At 70.2% G+C, this 21,949-nt stretch carries 23 protein-coding genes and 2 riboswitches; of the genes, 11 read left to right on the forward strand and 12 right to left on the reverse strand.

Features of this window, described 5'->3' with window-relative positions; all coding sequences use genetic code 11:
• The 3 genes from N1031_RS15370 to N1031_RS15380 form a co-directional block, all read right to left on the reverse strand.
• Nucleotides 1–99: a 30S ribosomal protein bS22 gene (locus tag N1031_RS15370; RefSeq protein WP_003792170.1), complete on the reverse strand. Its 99-nt coding sequence runs from the start codon at nucleotides 97–99 to the stop codon at nucleotides 1–3.
• 82 nt (nucleotides 100–181) lie between these two features.
• Nucleotides 182–376, reverse strand: coding sequence for a helix-turn-helix domain-containing protein (locus N1031_RS15375; protein WP_259480598.1), 195 nt, complete (start codon nucleotides 374–376; stop codon nucleotides 182–184).
• A 95-nt stretch (nucleotides 377–471) separates the two neighbouring features.
• Nucleotides 472–933, reverse strand: a complete 462-nt coding sequence (locus N1031_RS15380) for an ArsR/SmtB family transcription factor (RefSeq protein WP_259480602.1) — start codon at nucleotides 931–933, stop codon at nucleotides 472–474.
• Nucleotides 934–1,033: 100 nt separating this feature from the next.
• Here N1031_RS15380 and N1031_RS15385 point away from each other — a divergent pair, with 100 nt between their 5' ends.
• Nucleotides 1,034–2,524: a TrkH family potassium uptake protein gene (locus N1031_RS15385; protein WP_259480604.1), complete on the forward strand. Its 1,491-nt coding sequence runs from the start codon at nucleotides 1,034–1,036 to the stop codon at nucleotides 2,522–2,524.
• Nucleotides 2,517–3,188: a potassium channel family protein gene (locus tag N1031_RS15390; protein ID WP_259480605.1), complete on the forward strand. Its 672-nt coding sequence runs from the start codon at nucleotides 2,517–2,519 to the stop codon at nucleotides 3,186–3,188. Before N1031_RS15385 ends, N1031_RS15390 begins: the two co-directional genes overlap by 8 nt.
• Before the next feature lie 37 nt (nucleotides 3,189–3,225).
• On the opposite strand, the gene proC is transcribed toward N1031_RS15390, so the two are convergent.
• Nucleotides 3,226–4,077 carry a pyrroline-5-carboxylate reductase gene (proC, locus tag N1031_RS15395; RefSeq protein WP_259480606.1) on the reverse strand — a complete coding sequence of 284 codons (852 nt, stop codon included), beginning with the start codon at nucleotides 4,075–4,077 and terminating at the stop codon, nucleotides 3,226–3,228.
• 78 nt (nucleotides 4,078–4,155) lie between these two features.
• Between proC and N1031_RS15400 the strand changes: the two genes are divergently transcribed.
• Both N1031_RS15400 and N1031_RS15405 read left to right on the forward strand, forming a co-directional pair.
• Entirely contained in the window at nucleotides 4,156–4,467 is a 312-nt protein-coding gene (locus N1031_RS15400) for a hypothetical protein (RefSeq protein ID WP_259480607.1), read from the forward strand.
• Entirely contained in the window at nucleotides 4,464–5,192 is a 729-nt protein-coding gene (locus tag N1031_RS15405) for a glutamine amidotransferase-related protein (RefSeq protein ID WP_259480608.1), read from the forward strand. Before N1031_RS15400 ends, N1031_RS15405 begins: the two co-directional genes overlap by 4 nt.
• Before the next feature lie 15 nt (nucleotides 5,193–5,207).
• Here N1031_RS15405 and tadA read toward each other — a convergent pair whose 3' ends face one another.
• Entirely contained in the window at nucleotides 5,208–5,636 is a 429-nt protein-coding gene (gene tadA / locus N1031_RS15410) for a tRNA adenosine(34) deaminase TadA (RefSeq protein WP_259480720.1), read from the reverse strand.
• A 117-nt stretch (nucleotides 5,637–5,753) separates the two neighbouring features.
• On the opposite strand from tadA, the gene upp reads away from it, so the two are divergent.
• Nucleotides 5,754–6,386 (forward strand): uracil phosphoribosyltransferase, encoded by a 633-nt coding sequence (gene upp, locus N1031_RS15415; RefSeq protein ID WP_259480609.1) that lies wholly within the window; start codon nucleotides 5,754–5,756, stop codon nucleotides 6,384–6,386.
• Here upp and N1031_RS15420 read toward each other — a convergent pair.
• Nucleotides 6,371–7,888, reverse strand: coding sequence for an MFS transporter (locus tag N1031_RS15420; protein WP_259480610.1), 1,518 nt, complete (start codon nucleotides 7,886–7,888; stop codon nucleotides 6,371–6,373). The two genes, upp and N1031_RS15420, sit on opposite strands and share 16 nt — an antisense overlap.
• Nucleotides 7,889–8,231: 343 nt before the next feature.
• Between N1031_RS15420 and N1031_RS15425 the strand changes: the two genes are divergently transcribed.
• Complete coding sequence (locus N1031_RS15425) at nucleotides 8,232–8,975, forward strand: winged helix-turn-helix domain-containing protein (protein WP_259480611.1); 744 nt, start codon at nucleotides 8,232–8,234, stop codon at nucleotides 8,973–8,975.
• Between the two features lie 220 nt (nucleotides 8,976–9,195).
• On the opposite strand, the gene N1031_RS15430 is transcribed toward N1031_RS15425, so the two are convergent.
• Nucleotides 9,196–10,767: a cell wall-binding repeat-containing protein gene (locus N1031_RS15430; protein WP_259480612.1), complete on the reverse strand. Its 1,572-nt coding sequence runs from the start codon at nucleotides 10,765–10,767 to the stop codon at nucleotides 9,196–9,198.
• A 79-nt stretch (nucleotides 10,768–10,846) separates the two neighbouring features.
• Here N1031_RS15430 and N1031_RS15435 point away from each other — a divergent pair, with 79 nt between their 5' ends.
• The 3 genes from N1031_RS15435 to N1031_RS15445 all read left to right on the forward strand — a co-directional run bounded on the left by N1031_RS15435 (nucleotide 10,847) and on the right by N1031_RS15445 (nucleotide 14,404).
• On the forward strand, nucleotides 10,847–12,466 hold the full coding sequence (locus tag N1031_RS15435; protein ID WP_259480613.1) for an amidohydrolase: 1,620 nt from the start codon (nucleotides 10,847–10,849) through the stop codon (nucleotides 12,464–12,466).
• A 63-nt stretch (nucleotides 12,467–12,529) separates the two neighbouring features.
• Nucleotides 12,530–12,973: a MarR family winged helix-turn-helix transcriptional regulator gene (locus N1031_RS15440; protein WP_259480614.1), complete on the forward strand. Its 444-nt coding sequence runs from the start codon at nucleotides 12,530–12,532 to the stop codon at nucleotides 12,971–12,973.
• 57 nt (nucleotides 12,974–13,030) lie between these two features.
• The gene (locus tag N1031_RS15445) at nucleotides 13,031–14,404 is read left to right on the forward strand and encodes a cryptochrome/photolyase family protein (protein WP_259480615.1); all 1,374 of its coding nucleotides are present in this window, start codon (nucleotides 13,031–13,033) and stop codon (nucleotides 14,402–14,404) included.
• Between the two features lie 4 nt (nucleotides 14,405–14,408).
• Here N1031_RS15445 and N1031_RS15450 read toward each other — a convergent pair whose 3' ends face one another.
• From N1031_RS15450 to N1031_RS15465, 4 genes are all read right to left on the reverse strand, one after another.
• Nucleotides 14,409–15,923 carry an FAD-dependent oxidoreductase gene (locus N1031_RS15450; protein ID WP_259480616.1) on the reverse strand — a complete coding sequence of 505 codons (1,515 nt, stop codon included), beginning with the start codon at nucleotides 15,921–15,923 and terminating at the stop codon, nucleotides 14,409–14,411.
• On the reverse strand, nucleotides 15,920–16,831 hold the full coding sequence (locus N1031_RS15455; protein ID WP_259480617.1) for an FAD:protein FMN transferase: 912 nt from the start codon (nucleotides 16,829–16,831) through the stop codon (nucleotides 15,920–15,922). The genes N1031_RS15450 and N1031_RS15455 overlap by 4 nt, the downstream gene beginning before the upstream one ends.
• A 19-nt stretch (nucleotides 16,832–16,850) precedes the next feature.
• On the reverse strand, nucleotides 16,851–17,372 hold the full coding sequence (locus tag N1031_RS15460) for a hypothetical protein (protein WP_259480618.1): 522 nt from the start codon (nucleotides 17,370–17,372) through the stop codon (nucleotides 16,851–16,853).
• A 160-nt stretch (nucleotides 17,373–17,532) separates the two neighbouring features.
• A complete protein-coding gene (locus tag N1031_RS15465) occupies nucleotides 17,533–18,213 on the reverse strand; it encodes a trimeric intracellular cation channel family protein (RefSeq protein WP_259480619.1) in 681 nt (226 codons plus the stop codon).
• A 101-nt stretch (nucleotides 18,214–18,314) separates the two neighbouring features.
• Nucleotides 18,315–18,406, forward strand: a riboswitch (glycine riboswitch).
• Nucleotides 18,407–18,492, forward strand: a riboswitch (glycine riboswitch).
• Between the two features lie 44 nt (nucleotides 18,493–18,536).
• Between N1031_RS15465 and N1031_RS15470 the strand changes: the two genes are divergently transcribed.
• Nucleotides 18,537–20,033, forward strand: coding sequence for an L-serine ammonia-lyase (locus N1031_RS15470; protein ID WP_259480621.1), 1,497 nt, complete (start codon nucleotides 18,537–18,539; stop codon nucleotides 20,031–20,033).
• Between the two features lie 25 nt (nucleotides 20,034–20,058).
• Here N1031_RS15470 and N1031_RS15475 read toward each other — a convergent pair whose 3' ends face one another.
• Nucleotides 20,059–21,633: a carboxylesterase/lipase family protein gene (locus tag N1031_RS15475; protein ID WP_259480622.1), complete on the reverse strand. Its 1,575-nt coding sequence runs from the start codon at nucleotides 21,631–21,633 to the stop codon at nucleotides 20,059–20,061.
• A 94-nt stretch (nucleotides 21,634–21,727) separates the two neighbouring features.
• Here N1031_RS15475 and N1031_RS15480 point away from each other — a divergent pair, with 94 nt between their 5' ends.
• Nucleotides 21,728–21,937, forward strand: coding sequence for a hypothetical protein (locus N1031_RS15480; RefSeq protein ID WP_259480624.1), 210 nt, complete (start codon nucleotides 21,728–21,730; stop codon nucleotides 21,935–21,937).
• Nucleotides 21,938–21,949: the final 12 nt, after the last annotated feature.

Below are 21,949 nucleotides of genomic sequence, written 5' to 3' on the forward strand. Positions count from 1 at the left end.
CTACTTCTTGTTGCGACGCTGGTGGCGGGTCTTGCGAAGCAGCTTGCGGTGCTTCTTCTTCGCCATGCGCTTGCGACGCTTCTTGATAACGGAACCCACTTGGACCTCACACGTTCGGGGAGAGACCGCACCGATCGGCGGCCAGAGGCTGAAGAGCCTCGCAGAAGTGTAGCAGTTGCCGTCAGGCCGAGTCGGCGATGTGCTTCGACACCGCGGAGGCGACGGCCGACTCGGGCACCCGGAAGGAGCGGCCGAAGCGGATGGCGGGCAGTTCACCGGCGTGCACGAGGCGGTACACCGTCATCTTCGACACCCGCATCATCTCGGCGACCTCCGCGACGGTCAGGAAGCGCACGTCGTCCAGGTCAGAAGCCATGGCCTCGCCAATCTGTGATGTGTGGTTGCAGGATGTGGGTGTGACGGATGTGAATATCCGAAACTATAGAGGCACACGAGCCTCACACACAACACTCAGCGACGCAGCTTCGACACCAGGTCGTCGGCCACGCTCTTGACCGCGTGCGAGGTCTGCGCCGCACGCCGGCCGACGTTCTGCCCGAACGCGGCCGCGGCCGACTTCACGGCGTCGGAGGCGTTCTCCCAGAGCTCGTCCTCCTCGGCCGTGTCGAAGTCGGCGGAGAGGAACGGGATGAGCCAGTCCTCCACGTCTTCCAGCGGCGACACGTCGATGCGGTAGAAGCGGTGCTGCCCCTCCTCGCGCACCACGACGAGCCCCGCATCCCGCAGCACCTTGAGGTGCTTCGACACGGTCGGCTGGCTGAGCTCGAGCTGCCCCACGAGCTCGGAGACGCTGTACTCGCCCTCCCCCGCACCGGATGCGCCCGCGGGCTCCGCGGAGACGTAACGGTCGAGCAGCAACGACAGGAGCTGGCGTCGCGTCGGATCAGCTATCACTGAGAAGATGTCGGCCATGCGTCAAGGGTAGTGCGCAGGCCCCCGTTCTGCGCCACCAGCGGTAGCATTGCTCCCGTTCACCGGGGTGCGAACGGCCCCGCCGAGGCGAGGATGAGGAATGAGCGTCCGCACCACGGCCGTGAGCCGCAACCCGCTCAACCGGGGCCGCACCGTCGTCGGCCGCGCGCGGGTGCGGTTGTCGGAGTTCTCCGAGAGCTCGCCCTCGCGCTTCGCGATCCTCATCTTCGCCGGCCTCATCCTGCTCTTCACCGCGCTGTTCTCGCTGCCGATCGCGAGCGCCGACGGCAAGGCCACCGGGCTGGCCGACTCCCTCTTCACCGCTGTCTCGGTCATCTGCGTCACCGGGCTCGCCACCGTCGACATGGCCACCCACTGGTCGGTGTTCGGGCACGTGCTGATCTACGTGGGCGTGCAGATCGGTGCCCTCGGGGTACTCACCCTGGCGAGCATCCTGGGCCTGGCGGTGTCGCGCAAGCTCGGGCTGCGTGCCCGCCTCATCGCGGCCAGCGACACCAACCCGCTGCGCATGCACCACGGCCCCGTGGCCGAGGGCCAGGCGGTGCGGCTGGGTGAGATCGGCTCACTGCTCGCCACCGTCGCGATCAGTGCGTTCGTGATCGAGGTGGTGCTCGCCGCCCTGCTCTTCCCCCGGATGCTGCTCGACGGCATCGACGTCGGCACCGCCGTCTGGCACAGCTTCTACTACTCGGCCATGGCGTTCACCAACACCGGGTTCGCACCCAACGCCGACGGGCTGGCGCCGTTCGCCGACGACTACTTCTTCTTGACCATCCTCATGATCGGCGTCTTCCTCGGCAGCATCGGCTTCCCGGTGATCTACGCGCTCTCGCGCTCGCTCGGCGCCTGGAAGGCGCGGCGCAAGGCCAAGGGCCGCACCATCGCCAACCGGGTGCGCTGGTCGGTGCACGTGAAGCTCACACTCGTGACCAGCGCGCTGCTCATCGTGGCGGGTGCGGCCCTCTACATCGTGCTGGAGTTCGACAACCCGAAGACCTTCGGCACGCTGGGCGCCTCCGACACGGTCTTCCAGAGCTTCTTCCTCTCGGTGATGACGCGATCGGGCGGCTTCTCGACCATCGACATCCCCGACCTCAACGGGTCGAGCCTGCTCGTCACCGACATGCTCATGTTCATCGGCGGCGGATCGGCCTCGACCGCGGGCGGCATCAAGGTAACCACCCTGGCCGTGCTCTTCCTAGCCGCCTTCGCCGAGGCGCGCGGCGTGCAGGACATGGAGTCGTTCGGCCGCCGCATCCCCTCCGACGTGCTGCGACTCGGCGTCTCGGTGGTGCTCTGGGGCGCGACCACCGTCGCGGTGTCGAGCATCATCATCCTGCAGATCTCGAAGGCGCCGCTCGACCACGTGCTCTTCGACGTGATCTCGGCCTTCGCGACCTCGGGGCTCACCACCGGCCTCACCGCGTCGCTGCCCGATGCCGGGGTGTACGTGATGGCGGCCACCATGTTCATGGGCCGCGTTGGTACTGTGACCTTGGCTGCGGCCCTCGCCGCGAGCCAACGGCAGCAGCTCTACAAGCGCCCGGAAGAGAGGCCCATCGTTGGTTGACCGGATCAGACACGACGCACCGGTGCTCGTGATCGGCCTCGGCCGCTTCGGCGCCGCCACCGCGGGCGAGCTCGACCGGCTCGGCCGCGAGGTGCTGGCCATCGACGAAGACGAGCGGCTCGTGCAGAAGTGGTCGGAGCGGGTGACGCACACCGTGCAGGCCGACGCGAAGAACGTCGAGGCGCTCCGCCAGATCGGTGCCTCGGAGTTCCAGATCGCGGTGGTGGCGGTCGGCTCGTCGATCGAGGCGTCGGTGCTCATCACCGCCAACCTGGTCGACCTCAAGGTGCCGCAGATCTGGGCGAAGGCCATCTCGCGCTCGCACGGCAAGATTCTCGAGCGCATCGGCGCCAACCACGTGATCTACCCCGAGGCCGAGGCCGGCGAGCGGGTGGCGCACCTGGTGTCGGGCCGCATGCTCGACTTCATCGAGTTCGACGACGACTTCGCCCTCGTGAAGATGTATCCGCCGAAGCCGATCCGCGGCCTCAACCTCACCGAGTCGGGCGTGCGCACCAAGTACCACGTGACGGTGGTGGGTGTGAAGAGCCCGGGCAAGCCGTTCACCTACGCCACGGAGTCGACCGTGGTGTCGAACCACGACCTCATCATCGTCTCGGGCAAGTCGAGCGACATCGAGACCTTCGCCACGCTCGGCAACTGAGGCCCGTCGGGGCCCCGATTCCGGTTTTCGGTTCCGGCTAGGCGCTGGCGGCGAGTTCCTTCGCGCGGGCGAGGGCGGCGTCGGTGGCGCGAGTGAAGAGGGCGGGCAGGTCGGCGTCGTCGAGCACGGCGAGGGCGCGTTCGGTGGTGCCCTTGGGGCTCGTGACCTGGATGCGCAGGGCGGTGGGCGTGGCTCCGGATGCGGTGAGCAGCTCGGTCGCGCCGGCGAAGGTCTCGTTCACCAGAATCGCCGCCTGATCGGGAGTGAATCCCTTCTCCACAGCGGCGGCGGTGAGGGCTTCTATCAACAGATACACGTAGGCGGGGCCCGAACCGGAGATGGTGCTGAGAGCATCCAGTTGTGATTCAGGCACCTCCACCACCGTTCCCACCGTCTCGAAGAGCGAACGCACCAGTTCGAGGTCGGCATCGCTCGAGCGGGTGCCGGCCGAGAGACCGGTCACCGCCCGGCCCACCACGGCCGGAGTGTTGGGCATGGAGCGCAGCACGGCCACGTGGGCGGGCAGGTGCTTCTCGAAGGTGGCCACGGTCACTCCGGCGGCGACGCTCACCACGACGGCGCCGGGACGGAGCGCATCGGCGATCTCGTCGAGGAGCGCGGGCACCATGGCGGGCTTGACCGCGACGAGCACGATGGCGGCACCGGCCGCGGCACGGCGGTTGCCCTCGGGATCGTCGTCGGTGGCGATGGCCTCGACGCGGGGCTCATCGTCGAATTCGGCCGCCTTCGCGGCGCTGCGGTTGGTCACCACGATGCCGCCGTCCACCTCGACAGCGGGCGAGAGCATGCCGGCGAGGATGGCGCGGCCCATCGAGCCTGCGCCCAGGATCGCGACGGAGGGGAGGAGGGTTCTCTCAGCTGCGCTCATCCGTCCATCCTAGGATTGGCGGCAGGCCACGCTGATCGGCACCCGACCGCCGAACGGCACCCGAAGGAGATGACCACCGTGAGCACACCCGGCGAGAACGACGCCACCGCGGCGATCCGCGACGCGATCGAGGCGACGGAGAGGGTCGAGCGGCTGATCGACCTCACCGTGGTCGACACGGGTGCAGGCGAGCTCGTGGTCGGGGCACGCATCGCGCTCGCGGCCGACTCCGAGCTGCGAGATGTCGTGCTCGTGATCGACGACGTCGAAGCCGCGGTGCGCGTGGCCGCTCCCGGCGCCGTCGCCGTCTACGTCGAGCCCGCCGTCGTCGCGCCGGTCGTCGACCTCGAGACCAACACCTCCGCCATCGTCATCATGAGCGCGGATTGACCCCGACGGCCCCGACCACGGGGCGCCGTGCGGTCGTCGTCCAGCACGACCCCACGGTCGCGCTCGGCAACTTCGGTCCGGTGCTCGAGGAGCACGGTTACACGATCGACCTGATCGACGCGCGGACCCCGGGGTTCACCGAGGCGCTCGCCGACGCGGCAGACGCCGAGCTGCTCGTGGTGCTGGGCTCGACCGCCGGGGTGTATGAGTCGGAGTCGTATCCGTTCATCGCCCCCGAGATCGCTCACCTGCAGCAGCGCCTGGCGGAACGTCGGCCGACGCTGGGGGTGTGCTTCGGCGCCCAGATCATCGCGGCCGCGCTCGGTGAAGAGGTGCGCCGCGGCGACACCGTCGAGGTGGGCTACCGCGAAGTGACCCCCACGGCGGAGGGATTCGACTCCCCCGTGCGGCACGTCGCCGGCACGAGGATGGCGCAGTGGCACGGCGACACCTTCGACCTGCCCACTTCGGTCACTCTGCTGGCGTCGTCGGCGGAGTACCGGCACGAGGCGTACGGCAGCGGCGACTGGCTGCTCGCGGTGCAGTTCCACCCCGAGCTCACCGACGAGATGCACGAGCAGTGGCTCGTGGGCGACGCCGCCTTCGTGGCAGAGCACGGCTACGACGCCGAAGCCCTCCGCGACGAGCGGGCTCGTCACGGCGCCGCCATGCAAACCGCCTCCCGCCTCCTGCTCTCCGACTACCTCGCCCGCCTCCCCCGCTGAGGCCGCGGCACGCGGTCAGCGCTCTCTGAAGAAGCGGGTGAGCTGGCGGGAGCAGGCCTCCTCATCGACTCCCGCGATCACCTCCACCCGGTGGTTCAGCCGCCGGTCGCGCAGCACGTCGTAGAGCGAGCCCGCCGCTCCCGCCTTCTCGTCCCACGCCCCGAACACCACGCGCGGGATGCGGGCGGCGAGGATCGCCCCGGCGCACATGACGCACGGCTCGAGCGTCACGACGAGCGTCGCCCGGGTGAGGTGCCAATCGCCGAGCGCCTCCGCCGCCGCCCGGATGGCGAGCACCTCGGCGTGCGCCGTCGGGTCGTCGCGCACCTCGCGCTCGTTGTGGGCACGAGCCAGCACCGCCCCGTCGGGCCCCACCACGAGAGCCCCGACGGGAACGTCGCCCGAGGCCAGGGCGAGCTCCGCCTCGTCGCGCGCCACGCGCATCCACTCGGCCTGCACCTCCGCGGGGGGCAGCGCGCCCGCACCGTCATCTGCCACGCGACTGCTCCTCCCCGGTCACTCACCGTGTCGGCCTCGTGCGAGGCCCAGTAGATTGACCCTATGCGAGTCCACGTTGCCGACCACCCGCTCATCACCCACAAGCTGACCGTCCTGCGCGACGTGAACACCCCGTCGCCCACCTTCCGCGCCCTCGCCGAGGAGCTCGTCACACTGCTCGCCTACGAGGCCACCCGCAACGTGACCGTGGTGCCCGTCACCGTGCAGACCCCGGTCGCCGAGACGAAGGGCGTCGCCATCGCCGAACCGCGCCCCCTCGTCGTGCCGATCCTCCGCGCGGGTCTCGGCATGCTCGAGGGCATGGTGAAACTCGTTCCGAGCGCCGAGGTGGGCTTCTTGGGCATGGTGCGCAACGAGGAGACCCTCGAACCGTCGACCTACGCCGAGCGCCTGCCCGACGACCTCTCCGACCGGCAGTGCTTCGTGCTCGACCCCATGCTCGCCACGGGTGGCTCGCTGAGCGCCGCGATCGACTTCCTGTTCCGCCGGGGGGCCCAGGATGTGACCGCGATCTGCCTGCTCGGCGCACCGGAGGGAGTCGCCGCGATCGAGAAGGCCACCGAGGGCAAGAACGTCACCCTCGTGCTCGGTGCGCTCGACGAGCGCCTCAACGAGAAGGGCTACATCGTGCCCGGGCTCGGCGACGCCGGAGACCGCCTCTACGGCACCGTCTGATCGGGCGCGCCCGCCGGTGTCGCCGGGCCCGCAACCTCTGCCGCGTCGGCGACGCGTCGGCGTCGCCGCAGGTCGAGGAGCCCCACCACGAGGGCGAGCCCCAGCAGCGCGAGCGGCACGAAGAGCGAGTTCCTGAAGCCGTCGTGGTAGACGGCCACGTTGTCGGCGTTCCCCGGTCCCTCGCGATAGAGCGTCGAGAAGAAGATCGACGTCGCCGCCGCGACCCCGACCGCGGTTCCGACGCGCTGACCCACCTGGGCCATCGACCCCGCGACGCCACCCTCGGTCACGGGGATCTCGGCGAGCGTGAGGGTCTGGTTCGGCGACACCACGAAGCCGCCGCCCGCCCCCGCCACGGCCATGGCCGCCGCCATCAGCCAGATCGACCACTCGGCCGGCGGCAGCACCGCGGCCAGCAGCACGAGCACGAACCCCGTGATCGACACCACCAGCCCGAGCACCACCAGGCGCCGGCCGTAGCGGCCGACGAGCCGGCCGCCGATGAGCGCCGTGACAGCCGAGGTCAGCGCGAACGAGATGCTCACCATCCCGGCGAACACCGGCGCGAAGCCGAGGCCCTGCTGCAAGAAGAGGGTCGTGAGCAGGAAGATCGACGGCACGGCGGCGAAGTTCGCCGCCGCGAGCAGCAGACCATTGCGGTACGAGCCGATCGAGAACAGGGCGAAGCGGATGGCGGGCGACTTACCCGCCCTCTCGTAGCGCCGCTCCCACGCGATGAAGAGCACCACGAACACGGCGCACGCCGCCAGGAAGAGCCAGCGCCACGGGCTGTCATCAGGACCTCCGGTGGTGAGTACGAACGGCAGCATGAAGGTGAAGACGGATGCGCCGAGCAGCACGATGCCCACCAGGTCGAGCGTGCGCACCCCGGCCTGATGGGTCTGGGTGCGCGGCAGCAGCCGGATCGCGAAGAGGAAGGCGATGACGCCGAGCGGCACGTTCATCCAGAACAGCAGCCGCCACCCGTCGGCCGCACCGCCGATCGCGATGAGGAGGCCGCCGAGGGTCGGGCCGAACGCGGTGGCGACGCCGATGGTGGCCCCGAACATCCCGAACGCCCGGCCGCGCTCCTCACCTTGGAACAGCTGCTGCACTAACCCGAGCACCTGGGGCATCTGGATGCCCGCCGCCACACCCTGCAGGATGCGTGCGAGCAACAGCACCTCGATGTTCGGCGCCACGGCGCACAGCGCGCTGGTGAGCGTGAAGGCCGAGAGGCCGATGAGGAACATGACCTTGCGGGAGTAGAGGTCGCCGAGCCTGCCCGACGGCACGAGAGCCAGACCGAAGGCGAGGGCATAGCCTGCGACGATCAACTGCAACTGGCTGGAGTCGGCCGAGAGCGAGGCCTCGATCGACGGCAGGCCGACGTTGACCTTCGACAGGTCGAGGATGGTGAGCGCGGCCACGGCGACGCACACCGCGAAGGCCTGCCACCTGGCCCGCCCCTGGATCGGAATCGGTCCCGGCAGTGCAGTCATGGGCACGAATCTATACCTTTGTTAACGATCTCGCGCCTTGACAACCGGTGTATGCATCCGGTTAGCTACTGGGCATGACTGACAACGCGCACGCCCTGACCTCCTTTGAGGCCCTCGGGGATGCCGGCATGATGATGGCCGGCGGCGTCGTCATGTGTTGTCGAATGTGTCGCTGACGACGAATCCCGTCGAGCGCAGTCTCCGTCGCCGCTGAAGGCACGTCGAGAAGCTGCGTTCCCGGCACCGTGATCCGGTGCCCTCCCCGAGGACTCACACCCGAGTCCCGAACACAGACACATTTCCGGTTCGTCGAACACGAGCCGCTGCCGCAAGGACTACTTCCATGTCGATCGCTCCTCTCGAAACCCGCCCCACCCACCTCACCCGCCTGGCGCACGGTGCCGCCGCCGCCGCAGTCGCCCCGGCTCCTGCCGCGGCTCCGGTAGCCCACCCCGCCGACCCGGCCCCCCGCATCCGCGCCGTTCCCGAGGGCACCGAAGCTCGAGGCTTCGTGCTCTATGTCGGCATCGACGAGGACAAGGCCACCGCCGACGGCACCGACCTCGGAGCGATCGTGGCCGAGCTGCGCGCCCTCGCCGCCCGCCTCGCCCCCTCCTCAGAGACCTACGCCGCCGTCGCTCTCGCCCCCCGTGGTGCCGGCGGCCGCGACGTCGACGTGGTGCGCCTCGCCCTGCAAGATCCGGCCGCCCTGGCCAAGCACCGCCACACGCCGGATGAAGACGACCGGGCCCGCGACGGGGTGGTCGTCGACCTCTCGCGCAAGCGCGTGCTGCTCGACAACACGGTCGCCGGCCTCACCTACAAGGAGTTCGAGCTGCTGCAGTATCTCGTGCTGCGCGAGGGCCGCACCATCGAGCGCGCGGAACTCATCACTGCCCTCTGGAGCTCCGGCGACGAGGAGGCCCCGAACGAGCGCACCATCGACGTGCACGTTCGCCGCCTGCGCTCGAAGCTCGGCGACTACGAGGACATCGTGCGCACGGTGCGCGGCGTCGGCTACCGCTTCGACCGGCACGCCGACGTCTCGGTGCGCCACACCTCCACCCCGTCGCCCGACCTGTTCTGAGCCACCTGAACGCCCCCGAACGGGTTACACAGGAATTTCCCAGAAAAATAACGATTCGATAACTAGCGCACCGTTACCTGACCGTTATATATTCATAGAGCGTTAGTTGTTTGCTGTGGCAGCTACCGCGGAATGTGATTGCAGGACACTCTTGGTGCAAGGGAGAGGGCCCGTCGTTAGCCTCTACGACGGGCCCTCAATCATTTAAGGCGCAGGCAGCTCACGCACACGGGACGAGGTTCTCGACGTCGCGCGTGAGCGACGCTTCGCCCCCGAGCAGAACGATCCTGGTCGCGCCCACGCGGGAGATGTCGGTCAAGACCGCCTGCGGCACACAGGTGCCAGGCACCACATAGAGCGGCGACTTCGACGCGCCCGCGATGACACTGCCGACCAGCGCGTCGGGGTAGTTCGTACCGGTTGCGATGAATGCGGTCGTTGCAGACCCGAAGCGAGACGCATTGATCGTCACCGAGGTGCCATAGCGGTCAGACCCGGCCAGACGCGCGACAGGGCCGATCGGCCTCAGTGAGCTCTGTACCCCTGACGAGATACTCGCCTCGCCGCCCACCAGCGTGATGGCCGAGACGTTCATGGCTCGGAACGCGTCGAGCGTGGGTCGATCAACCGCCCCCGCACGACCATCGAGCAGCGTCACGGGCTGGGCGACCGCCCCCGCTGCGGCTCCCGCGGACAGCGCGTCGGGGAACGTAGCGCCGGTCGCGACGAACGAGTGATCAGCAGTGCCGAACACCGATACGGTGAGCGCCCGGCTCACGGCATAGCGATCCGCTCCACCGACACGGGTCACCGTCGCCGAAGGCACGATGGTTCGGATCGACGCGAGCACAGCGTCGGACACCGAGGAAGGACCACCCACGACGGTAACCACGCCGGGCTTTAGCCGGGCGATCTCCGTCGCGGTGCTCGCAGGCAGCTCGCCCGCTCTCGTCAGAAGCAGAGCCGCCCCTCGCTTCACGGCGGCCGGCCCGGCGCCCAGTGCATCGGGAAAGTTCTCGCCTGATGCGACAAACACCGGCGTACCAACCGCCGGCGACGGGAACTCCGCCTGAGCCACTCGCGCCGCGCCGTCATACCGATCGGTCCCTGCAATTCGCGAGACCGCCGGCTCACCCACCCGTATCGAGACCGTGGCCGTCTCGGACACGCAGTCCGTTGGCGACCCCTGCACGGCTGACATGCAGTACTCGAAGCTGTCAGTCCCCCTGAATCCCGCAGCGGGCGTGTAGACGAATCCGCCCGCAGCGGGCGGCGAGGTGAGGACGCCGTGCGCCGGCTTGGTCAACGCCGCCCACGCATAAGCACTCGAGGAGTCATTGGCGACGGGGCCCGGGCGCATAACAGTGAGCGCGGTGTCTTGCGGTGTACTGAACACGTCATCTGCGGGAACCGGACGTTCGAAGGTGATGCGGACCGTCGCAACGTTCGTCACACAGTCGCCCCCGTCGAACAGACAGTAGGTGAACGAGTCATCCAAAGGGTTCGTCCAGTTGTCGGGGGTATAGACGAAGCCCCCTCGCCCGACCGTTCCGGTTCCCGATATGGAACCGTGTTTCAAGGGCGAGACGATGCGGAGTCCCGGCAGCGAATCCACGGGATCGTCATTGGCGAGGATCCCAGGCGAAGGCACCCGCGCCTCCAGACCGACGAGGAACGTGTAGGCGTCGTCACGCACGACAGGCCCGACCGCGACCGCAGTCGTTGCGGGACCCGCCATTGCGCCCGCGATAACCGCACCGACGATTCCCAGCACGACGGCAATTCGACGCATGCCAACCTCCTTGATGATGATCGCTCATCATAGTCATGACATGACGATTTGTCAGTATGGGACAGGATAAGGTGGCGCCATGGTGCAGGAGACGCTCTTCGTCGGGCATGTCATCACCGTGGATGCCGCGATGCCGCGTGCCGAGGCGTTGCTCGTGCGAGGGGATCAGATCGTCGCCGTCGGTCTGGAGGCTGACGTGCGGGCGAGTGCCACCGCCACGGGCGCCGGGCTCGAGGTGGTGCAGCTCGGCGAGCGGGTGCTGCTGCCTGGGTTCGTGGAGGCGCACGGGCATCCTAGCGACAGCACCGTGATGCTCAGCCGCTCCATGGTCGACATCCGCCCGGTGACGCTCGCGACGGCCGACGAGGTGTGGGCGGCGATCCGCGCCGGCGTGGCCGAGCGGCCGGCGGGCGCGTACTTCAACGGGTGGGACGGACTGCTGCAGAAGGGCCTGGTCGACCCGACCATCCAGCAGCTCGACGAGGTCGGCGGCGCGACGCCGATCGTCATCCTGCACAACTCCGGCCACGTGGCGTACTTCAATACCGCCGCGGCAGCGGCCGCCGGGGTCACCGCCGCCACCGCCGACCCGCCCGGCGCACGATGGGGGCGGGATGCGCGGGGCGAGCTCGACGGCAAGGGGTACGAGACCGGGGCCGTGTTCCGCATCCTCGGCCCTGCACTCGGCGAGGCTGCGGGGGCACTCCCCGAACTCCTGGGCACCTACCTGGCCACGCTCAACCGCGTGGGCATCACGACCGTCGCCGACATGAGCTGGGATCACCGCAAGCAGCCCGCGGTCGATGCCGCGCGCGCCGCCGGAGGGCTCACCGCACGGCTGCGGCTCTACGAGATGTCCGCGCCGGGCGCCTCGGCCTCGGTTCCCGTCGGCGAGGGCGACGCGCTGGTGCGGCAGGTGGGGGTGAAGACCTGGGCCGACGGGTCGCCGTGGGTCGGCAACATCTTGCTGTCGTTCCCCTACCTCGACACCGAGGCGACGCGGTCGATCGGGGTTCCGCCCGGGTCGCGCGGGTCGGCCAACTACGACCGCGCGCAGCTCGACGCGATCGTGGGGCAGTACTTTCCCGAGGGCTGGCAGCTGGCCTGTCACGTGCACGGCGACCGCGCCGTCGACCTGGTGCTCGACACCTGGGAGGCGATGCTGCGGCGGCACCCCCGCACCGACCACCGGCTGCGCATGGAGCATGTAGGCGCCATGACGCCCGCCCAGTTCGAGCGCGCCGCCCGCCTGGGTGTGACGGTCAGCCTGCTCGTCGACCACGTCTACTACTGGGGCGACGTGCTCGTCGACGACCTCTTCGGCGCCGAGCACGGTGGGCCGTGGGCGAACGCCCGGGCGGCCGTCGACGCCGGGCTGCGCATCTCGTTCCACAACGATGGCACGGTGACGCCTGCCGAACCACTGCGCAACATGGCCGTGGCGATGAACCGCACCTCGCGCAGCGGGCACCGGCTGCCGGGCGCCGAGGGCGTGACCTTCGACCAGGCCCTGCGCGCGCAGACCATCGATGCAGCCTGGCAGCTCTTCTCGGAGCACGAGGTGGGCAGCCTCGAGGTGGGCAAGCTCGCCGACCTCGTGGTGCTGGCCGCCGATCCCTCGGCGCTCGAGGGCGACGCGCTGGCCTCGCTCGAGGTGGTCGAGACCTGGCTCGGCGGGGAGCGCGTGCACCACGGCTGACGATCACCCCCACGAGACGTGCGAGAATGTGTCAACTGTTCGGCACCGAGTTCAGGAGCGTTGATGGCCCCCGATGTCTCTCCCGTCGCCGCCTGGGAGTCGCTCTTCCGCGCCCAGGTGACGGTCATGCGCCAGCTGACCACGGAGTTCCCCACCGGCATCGTGTCGCTCAACGAGTACGACGTCATGTTCAACCTGTTCATCCAGCCCCGCAAGGTGCTGCGCATCCGCGACCTCGGCGAGAAGGTGCTGCTCACCCAGCCCTCGATCAGCCGACTGGTCGATCGGCTGGTGGGACGCGGCATCCTGGAGAAGAACGACGACCCGAGCGACGGTCGGGGCACGCTGGTGGGCCTCACCGAGCACGGCGTGCAGGTGTACCGGCAGGCGGCCGTGCTGCACGCGGAGTCGATCACGGCGCACATGAGCGGTCACCTCTCCCCCGACGAGCTCGCCGAGCTGGCACGCCTCTGCGACAAGCTGCGCCGGGGTGTCGCGGGCAAGTAGGCGGCCACTCACGGCCCAGGCGGCGCGGCGCGGCGCCGGACGGGGTTGACTGGGAGCATGACCGGTTCCACCACCCTCGTCTGGTTTCGCGACGACCTGCGCGTGCGCGACAATCCCGCTCTCACGGCGGCGGCGAAGCGAGACGCACCGATCGTGTGCCTGTACGTGCTCGATGACGAGAGCGCCGGTGTACGCCCGCTCGGTGGCGCCTCCCGCTGGTGGCTGCACGGCAGCCTCGAGGCGCTCGCGGGCGAGCTCGAGGAGCTGGGCCTGACGCTCACGCTCCGCCGCGGCCCGGCGGCCGAGGTGGTGCCCGCCGTCGTGTCGGAGACCTCGGCCGACGCCGCGTTCTGGAACCGCCGCTACGGCGATGCTGAGCGCGCGATCGACACCGAGCTGAAGAGCGGGCTCAGGGCCGACGGCATCGAGGTGCAGAGCTTCCAGGCCTCGGTTCTCGTCGAGCCGTGGACGATCCAGACCGGCCAGGGCGGCTGGTACAAGGTCTTCACCCCGTTCTACAAGGCGGTGCTCGCCGGGCCGCCACCGCGGCAACCGCTGCCCGCGCCGGCGGCACCCGACGGCGGCTTCCACCACCGCCGCCTCGACGGCGACGACCTCGCCGACTGGGCACTCCTCCCCACGAGACCCGACTGGGCAGAGGGCCTCCGCGACCGCTGGCGGCCCGGCTCGGCAGGTGCCCGCCATCGCCTCTCGTCATTCCTCCGCGCCGGCATCGGCGCCTACCCCGACGAGCACGACCTGCCCGCCGAGGACGGCACCTCGAGCCTGTCGCCGCACCTGCGCTTCGGCGACGTCAGCCCCTTCGAGGTGTGGCACGCCACCGACCGCCACAGGGCCGGCGCGCCCGCCGACGCCGCCGGGGCGTCGGCCTTTCTGCGCCAGATCGTGTGGCGCGAGTTCGCCTACCATCTGCTGTACCACCTGCCCTCCCTCGGCACGGAGAACATGCGCGAGGAGTTCGACGCCTTCCCGTGGGTGAAGCCGAGCGCCCCGGATCTCGAGGCCTGGCAGCAGGGTCGCACGGGCATCCCGCTCGTCGACGCCGGAATGCGCGAACTGTGGAGAACCGGAGTCATGCACAACCGGGTGCGCATGGTGGTCGCGTCGTTCCTGGTGAAGAACCTGCGCGTCGACTGGCGCGTGGGCGAGGCCTGGTTCTGGGACACGCTGGTCGACGCCGACGCGGCCAGCAACGCCCTCAACTGGCAGTGGGTGGCGGGATCGGGGCCGGATGCCGCGCCCTACTTCCGCGTGTTCAACCCCGAGCTGCAGGCCGAGAAGTTCGACCCGCACGGCGAGTATGTGAAGCGCTGGGTGCCCGAGTTCGGCACCGCCGACTACCCGGAGCCGATGGTCGACCTCAAGGAGTCGCGCCGGGCCGCGCTCGACGCCTACGCCAGCATCCGCTGACCGATCAGTACCCCGAGAACTGGTCGGTGCGGATGCGGTGGGCGCCCGCCCGCCGCAGCTCGGTGGAGAGATGGTCGACGAACCCGGGAGGGCCGGACACGTAGGCGTGCCGCGACGCGACGTCGCCCACCGACGACCGCAGCAGCTCGGCCGTGACGCGGCCGGCGCCCAGGTGCTCCCACCCGGTCGGCATCGACGGCGGCGCAACGGGCGAAGCGACGAGCACCCGGATGCCCGCGGCGGCGAGCTCGGGCGCATAGGCCAGCTCGGCCGGATCGGACACCGCGTACACCAGCACCACGTCGACGGGCCGGGCACCACCCGCGGCACGCTCGGCGAGCTGCGACACGAACGGTGTGATGCCGATTCCCCCCGCCACGAGCAGCACCGGCGTGGAGGCGTCGGCGGGCAGCAGGAAGTCGCCGCCCACCCAGGTGGCCCGCACGGTGGATCCGGGTTCGAGGTCACGGAGAGCGCGCTTGAACGAGCTGCCGGGCTGCGGCAGCTTGAGCCCCACGCTCACGAGCTCGGAAGCCGAGGAGGGGCCGGAGGCGATGCTGAACACCCTCCGTGTGCCGCGTGCGTCGGCCTTGGCGTGCGGAAGCGTCAGCTCGACGTACTGGCCGGCCCGGAAGCGCAGCGGCGCCGCCGGAGCGAAGTCGAACGCGGCCGAGGTGGGCGTGAGCTCCCGCGACCCGAGGAACCGCAGTCGCACCGCCCGCCGCTGGCCGAACGCGAACGCGACGGCATTGCCGATGACGAGCGCGATCTCGGGCGAGGAGTAGACGGGCCCGATCTGGAACGGGATGGAGAAGAGCACGGCCACGAGCCCGGCCACTCCCAGCTGCTGCCACCGCCGGGGCGGCAGGGTGAGCGGCTCGCTCAGCATGAACCCCGCGAGGAAGACGACGGGGAACGAGCCGAGTGCCAGCCACAGCGCGTCGGGCACGGTGGTGCCGAGCAGCACCATGCGCACCGTGTTGATGACGGTGGCCAGCACGATGAAGGTGAGTCCGAGGGAGAGCTTGCGGGTGCGGTAGAGCACCAGCAGGGCGCCCACCGCCACGAACGGCAGCAGCACGGGCGTGGCCACCCACCAACCGGAGGGGTGGAGCGCCGTGACCGACATGACGACCGCGGCGGCGGCGACCGGGTTGAACAGGTGCCGCCCGCGCCAGGCGAGCACGAACTTCGACGCCGAGGCCACGAGCCCGGTGAGCGCGAGCAGCAGCAGCCCCGTGAGCTCACCCGTCGGCAGGAAGACGAAGAAGATGAGCTGCGCCGTGATGGTGGCCGACTGCAGCTGCGCCCGGGTGCGGAACAGCCGGGCGATCAACCAGCTCGAGGCGACGGTCGACACCAGCGCCACCACCAGGGTGAGCAGCAGCTGCAGCGGGGTGTAGAACAGCTGCCCGAAGGCGCTCGCCACGAACGACACCACGATGAGGGCGCCGAGCACCATCACCACGAGGTTGTACATGGTCACCCGGCCGAGCAGGGTGTCGAGTCGTGCTTTCATGTGAAGAGTTCTCCGGGGAAGTCTCGTGAGCGCTCGGCGCGCCCGTCGGCGTACATGCGGACGTAGCTGAAGTGGAAGGTCTTCGCCAGCTCGTGCGCGCCGGTGAAGAAGAGCGCGGTGGCCAGGCCGTCGGCGAGGGCGGTGTCGGCCGCGATCACCCAGGTGGCGATCACCTCGCGCGCGGGGCTGCCGGTGCGCGCGTCGAGGATGTGGTGGAGCCCGTCGCCCCACACGCGGCGGTTGCTCGCCGAGGCGCAGAGCGAGGCGTTCTGCAGGGTCGCGACGCCGATCGCCTTGCCGGGCTGCAACGGATGCTCGAGGCCGATCCGGATGGGCGTCGCGCCGCGATGACGGATGTCGCCGCTCCCGTCGACCACCACCTCGTCGACGCCGTGCCCGGCGAGCAGCTCGGTGACGAGGTCGACGAGGTAGCCCTTGCCCGCGGCACCGACGTCGATCACGACGGGCCGTTCGGTGGTGACGGTTCCGCCCTTCCGAACGACGTCACCGGTCCAGTGGGCACGACCACGCGCATCCGCCGCCGCCCGCCGCTCGGCCGAGGCCGGGGCGAGCGAGTAGGAGGCGTCGTAGCCGAGCAGCTCGAGCTCGGCGCCCACGAGGGGGTCGACGGCGCCGTGGGTGGCGGCGACCAGGCGGTCGTAGAGCTCGAACAGCGGTGGGGCGTCGTCGGGGAAGGAGACGGTACCCGCCCCTCCCGCCAGCCGGGCCACCAGCGAATCGGGGCGGAACCGCGAGTAGGCCTCGTCGAAGCGGTCGATGCGCGCGAGCACCTCGTCGCGCACCGTCGGCGAGAGGGGGGCACCCGCCGGGGTCTCGATCTGCCAGCGGGTTCCGATCGCCTCGAAGTCGAAGCGCTCCGGAGCCGGCTCGGCGGCCTGTGCGCTCACGAGCGACGCCGGTCCCCGGTCACGACGCCTCCGCCTTGATGGCCTCGACGGCCTCGTTGAAGCCGCCGCTGGTGAGGCTGGAGCCCGCGACCCGCGAGACCGAGATCTCGTCGATGTCCTCGCCCACCACGACGGCGGCGATCCCGTCGGCGAACTGGGTCTGGTAGTTGACGGAGTTGGGGTTGGTGGCCTCGGGGGTAACCGTCACGGCGGTGATGATGTCGCTCTCGAGGGTGATCGAGACGTCGATCTCCTCCTGGCCGTTGGGGGAGGTGTAGCTGCCGGTGGCCTCGTAGGTGCCATCGGTGTACGTGCTCGCCGAGGAGTCGGAAGAGGACGAGTCGGTCGAGGACGAGTCGGTGGTCGAGGAGTCGGTGGTCGAGGAGTCCGACGAAGACGAGGAGGAGGACCCGCTCGAGCTCGTCGGCACCGTCTCGGCCTCGGCCGATCCGGCGGTGTCGGTGGCGCAGCCGGCCAGGGCGACCGAGATCGAGAGGCCGGTCATGGCGGCCAGGGTGATCTGCTTCTGTCGGAGGTTCATCTGCTGTCCTGTCGTCGTGTCGAACGGTGGTGGGGTCGGTTCTGCGACGGTAACGAGCCACTCTGGCAGGTCGCTATGAGCACTCGATGCACGGTCTATGCGTCGCATCCGGGGCAGCGCCGGCCTCATCCAGGGTCAACGGAACCGGCCCGCGAAACGTTCAGAGGTCGTTCTGCCGGCCGCGCTGGCGGCGCAGCCGGCGCAGGGTGCTGATGGTGCGCTGCTCGGGCAGGCTCCACCCGAACCGCACCGCGAGCAGCCGGATGAGGGTGGTCACGATCACGCAGCCCACCCCGGCCACGGTGATGTCCGACCCGGACGAGATCGCCGCCACGAGGAACACCGCTCCGGCACCGGCCGCGACCGCGTAGAGCGACCCCACGTGCATCACGCCGATCGGCAGCCCCAGCAGGATGTCGCGCAGCATGCCGCCCCCGACCGCCGCCACGATCCCCACGAAGACGGCGGGCACGACGGGCAGACCGAGCGAGAGCGCCTTGCTCGTGCCGATGGCGCAGAACAGCCCGAGGCTCACCGCGTCGAGGATGGTGATGGCCACGTTCAGCCGTGAGAAGAGCCGTTCGAGCAGCATGCCGAGCAGGGCCGCCACGATCGCGACCGGGATGTACCAGTTGGTCTCGAGCGCGGCCGGAACCTGGTTGAGCAGCAGGTCGCGGATGATTCCGCCACCGAACCCGGCGGCCATGCCGATGAGACCGACCCCCAGGAGGTCGAGCCTGCGGTCTTTGAACTGCGCCGCGAACATGGCGCCCTGCACACTGCCGAGACCGGTGGCCGCGAGGTCGAGCCAGAACGGCGTGACGAAGGTTTCGGCGACCATGGTCAAGTCATACCACGAGGGTCCGGTGGGCCCGGTCAGCTGTCTTCCCCCGCCCGGCCGCGCGGGTTAGGCTGGCCGCACAACCGAACACGCCACGGCCGACAGCCGACGCGGGAGAGCCGGATGCACGACCCGGCACCGAAGGAGCAATCCTCCCCGACAACCTCTCAGGTACCCGTACCGCGCCGACAGGCCACTCTGGAAAGCAGCCGTTCGAGCGGCTCGCCGACGGGGAAAGCGCCTCGCGCGAAACTCTCAGGCACCCATGACAGAGGGGGAGCTCAGCAGGCGGTGCCGCGCGCCGCCGGAATCCGGAGCTCCTCGTGACCGTCAGCACCTTCGACCTCTTCCGCGTCGGCATCGGCCCGTCGAGCTCGCACACGGTCGGGCCCATGCGCGCGGCCCTCCGCTTCGCCGACGAGCTGCGGGCCGAGGGCCTGCTCGGGATGCACGGGGCCGGCGCGGACGGTGCGGGTGGCACGGGTGACGCTCCGTCGCTCCAGGTCGAGCTCTTCGGCTCCCTGGCGGCGACCGGTCACGGCCACGGCACCCTGCCCGCGGTGCTGCTCGGGCTCGACGGGTGGCGACCCGAACGACTGACCGTGGCCGAGAAGTCGGCCGCGCTCGAGCGCATCGAGCGTGAGGGCGGCGTGCGGCTGGGCCCGGAGCGGGCGGGAGACGCGGATGACTACAGCGGCGCCGACACGGATGCGCGGTGCGGAGACCCCACAGCGCGCGACCACGTCTTCGCACCCCTGCGTGCGCACGACATCGTGCTGCACCGCCGCGAGGTGCTGGCGCGCCATCCGAACGGTCTGCGCTTCACCGCCCGCACTCCCACCCGCGTGCTGGAGCGCGAGTACTTCTCGATCGGGGGCGGTTTCGTCGTCGGCGCCGAGGACGCGACCGCCCGGCCAGCCCACCCCGGCGATTCCGCTGCCGGGTTCGGGTCGGGCTCCGAGCTGCTCGCCCGCGCGGCCGAGGCAGGCTCGGTGAGCGCGGCCATGTTGCGGTTCGAAACCCGGGGCGGCGACGTCGACGACGCGGCCGTGCGGTCGCGCCTGCTGCACATCCGGAGCGTGATGGAGGAGTGTGCGCACGCCGGCATGAGCCGTGAGGGGGTGCTGCCCGGCGCTCTCGAGGTGCCCCGCCGCGCCCAGCGCTGGCACCGGGAGCTCGAGGCCGACGACCCCGGCCGCGATCCGGCGTTCGCCGAGGACTGGGTGAACCTCGTGGCCATCGCGGTGAACGAGGAGAACGCCTCGGGCGGCCGCGTGGTGACCGCCCCCACCAACGGGGCGGCCGGCATCATCCCGGCCGTGCTGCACTACGCGCTGGAGTACACCCCATCGGGCCGGCGCGATCGCGACGGCACCACGGTGCGGTTCCTGCTCGCGGCCGGCGCCGTGGGATCGCTGTTCAAGGAGCGGGCCTCCATCTCGGGCGCCGAGGTGGGCTGCCAGGGCGAGGTGGGGTCGGCCGCCTCGATGGCGGCGGCGGGCCTCGCCGAGGTGCTCGGCGGCACCCCGGCGCAGGTCGAGAACGCCGCCGAGATCGCGATGGAGCACAGTCTCGGCCTCACCTGCGACCCCATCGGCGGCCTCGTGCAGATCCCCTGCATCGAGCGCAACGCCATCTCAGCGGGCAAGGCCGTGAACGCCGCCCGCATGGCGTTGCGCGGTGACGGCAGCCACCGGGTGAGCCTCGACCAGGTGATCGAGACCATGCGGCAGACGGGGCTCGACATGCACGCGAAGTACAAGGAGACGGCGCGCGGCGGCCTCGCCGTGAACGTGCCCGTGAGCGTGGTCGACTGCTGAGCGGCGCACCACGGCGCTGGGCGGTTCAGCGGAACGCCAGCGCCTCCGGCCCCCACGCCTCGCGGATCTCGGCGTCCGGGTCGTCGACCACCTCGTCCTCCCGCCCGATGAGGAGGGTCGCCCTGGTCTCCGCGTCGTAGCGCGGCCAGTGCACCGGCGCACCCTCAGCATCCGGGGCCCCGCCGTGCGCGAAGGCGAGCCAGCGCGCCTGCATGCGCGCCGACACGGCGAGCGCCTCCGGCCGGCCGCCGAGCGCGAACACGATGTCCTTGCCGCGGGGCGCGAACGAGCCGAACACGTAAGCGAGCTCGGCCGCGTGCGTGGCGCCGATGCCGGTGACGCGCAGGAGAGGCGTGGCGTGGTCGAAGCGGTACATCCAGGTGGGTGCGATCGCGGAGTGGGCCTCGGCGAGCCACACCGACGGCATCCTGAAGCCCGCGTCGCGGGAGACCTCGGCGGGCGTGCGGCGCCGAGGGTAGGCGGGGTAGGCCTCGGTGATGCGGCGCCCGGCCCCCTCGAAGGCCGGGTTGTCGTTCGCGATCTCGGCGAACATCTGCTCGACCGAGGCCGGGGTGATGGGCAGCAGCGGCGAGCGCATGAGCTTGAAGAACGACGACTCGTCGTGGTTGGTGCCGATGACGAGCGGGATGCGCGCCGCCTCGCCGCGCTGGAAGACGGTGAGCGGGAACTCGGGCAGCACGTCGTCGCCCTGCACGGGCGCGAGCGCCAGGGTGCCCGGCACCGTGGCGGAGACCTCGTGGATGAGCTCCGCCCCCGCGTCGACGAGGTCGAAGGGGTCGAGGTCGCGCAATCGGTGGGCGTGCGCCGGGTCGATGCCGACGATCGAGAGGAATCGGCGGGCGACGCCCTCGGCCCGCTCCCGGCCGTAGACCGAGGTGACCGGGGGGCTCTGGGCGATGGCGCGGTGGAACAACCCCCGGGCCTGCGGTGAGGCCATGAGGGCGATCACGCAGGCGCCGCCCGCCGATTCGCCGAAGAGCGTCACGTCGTGCGGGTCGCCGCCGAACTCGCCGATGGTGTCGCGCACCCACTCCAGGGCGAAGATCTGGTCGCGCAGCCCGACGTTCGTGTCGAAGCCGTGGCCGAGACCCGAGCCGCCGGCCACCGGCGAGAACGCCGAGAAGTCGAGGAAGCCGAGCACCCCGAGCCGGTAGTTGATGCTCACCAGCACCACGTCGCCGTTCTCGGCAAGGTGCCGGCCGTCGTAGTAGCGCTGGCCCGTCGAGCCCTGGAAGTAGCCGCCGCCGTGGATCCACACCATGACGGGCAGAGGATGCTCGCGGTCGGCGACGTCGGCGGGTGCCCAGATGTTGAGGGTGAGGCAGTCCTCGGCGATGCCGATCGCGGTGTCGACCTCCATCGAGCGCAGCACCCGCTGCGGCGCCATCGGGCCGAAGCCGCTCGCGTCGCGGAGCTCGGGCCACGGATCGGGTGCGACGGGCCGGCGGAAGCGCCGCTCACCCACGGGTGGCGCGGCGTAGGGCACGCCCTTCCAGGCGATCGCCCCTCCCTCGCGCACGCCGCGCAGGGCTCCGGCGGCGGTGCGGCGGATCAGTGATCCCCTGCCCGGCCGCGTCATGTCTGCATGGTATCGACACCACCTGGCACCTCTCCCCGAATTGCGCGTAGCGTGGAAGGTGCCGCATCGAGCGACGACACGAGAGGGGTAGCGCATGTCCGACCTGAGCGACCGCATCCAGGAGCCCGACGAGGCGGAGGAGTTCTCGCTCTCCGACACCGAGCTCGAAGACGTCGACCTCGACGACACGGATGACGTGGACGACGACCCCGACGCCACCGACGAGACTGACGTGGACGCGATCTTCGACGACGACGAAGAGGTCATCCACGACAACCTCGGCTACGAAGACCTCACCGACTAGGCGTGTGGTCTA

Origin of the sequence: Herbiconiux moechotypicola (assembly GCF_024979255.1) — a bacterium.
Lineage (GTDB): Bacteria > Actinomycetota > Actinomycetes > Actinomycetales > Microbacteriaceae > Herbiconiux > Herbiconiux moechotypicola.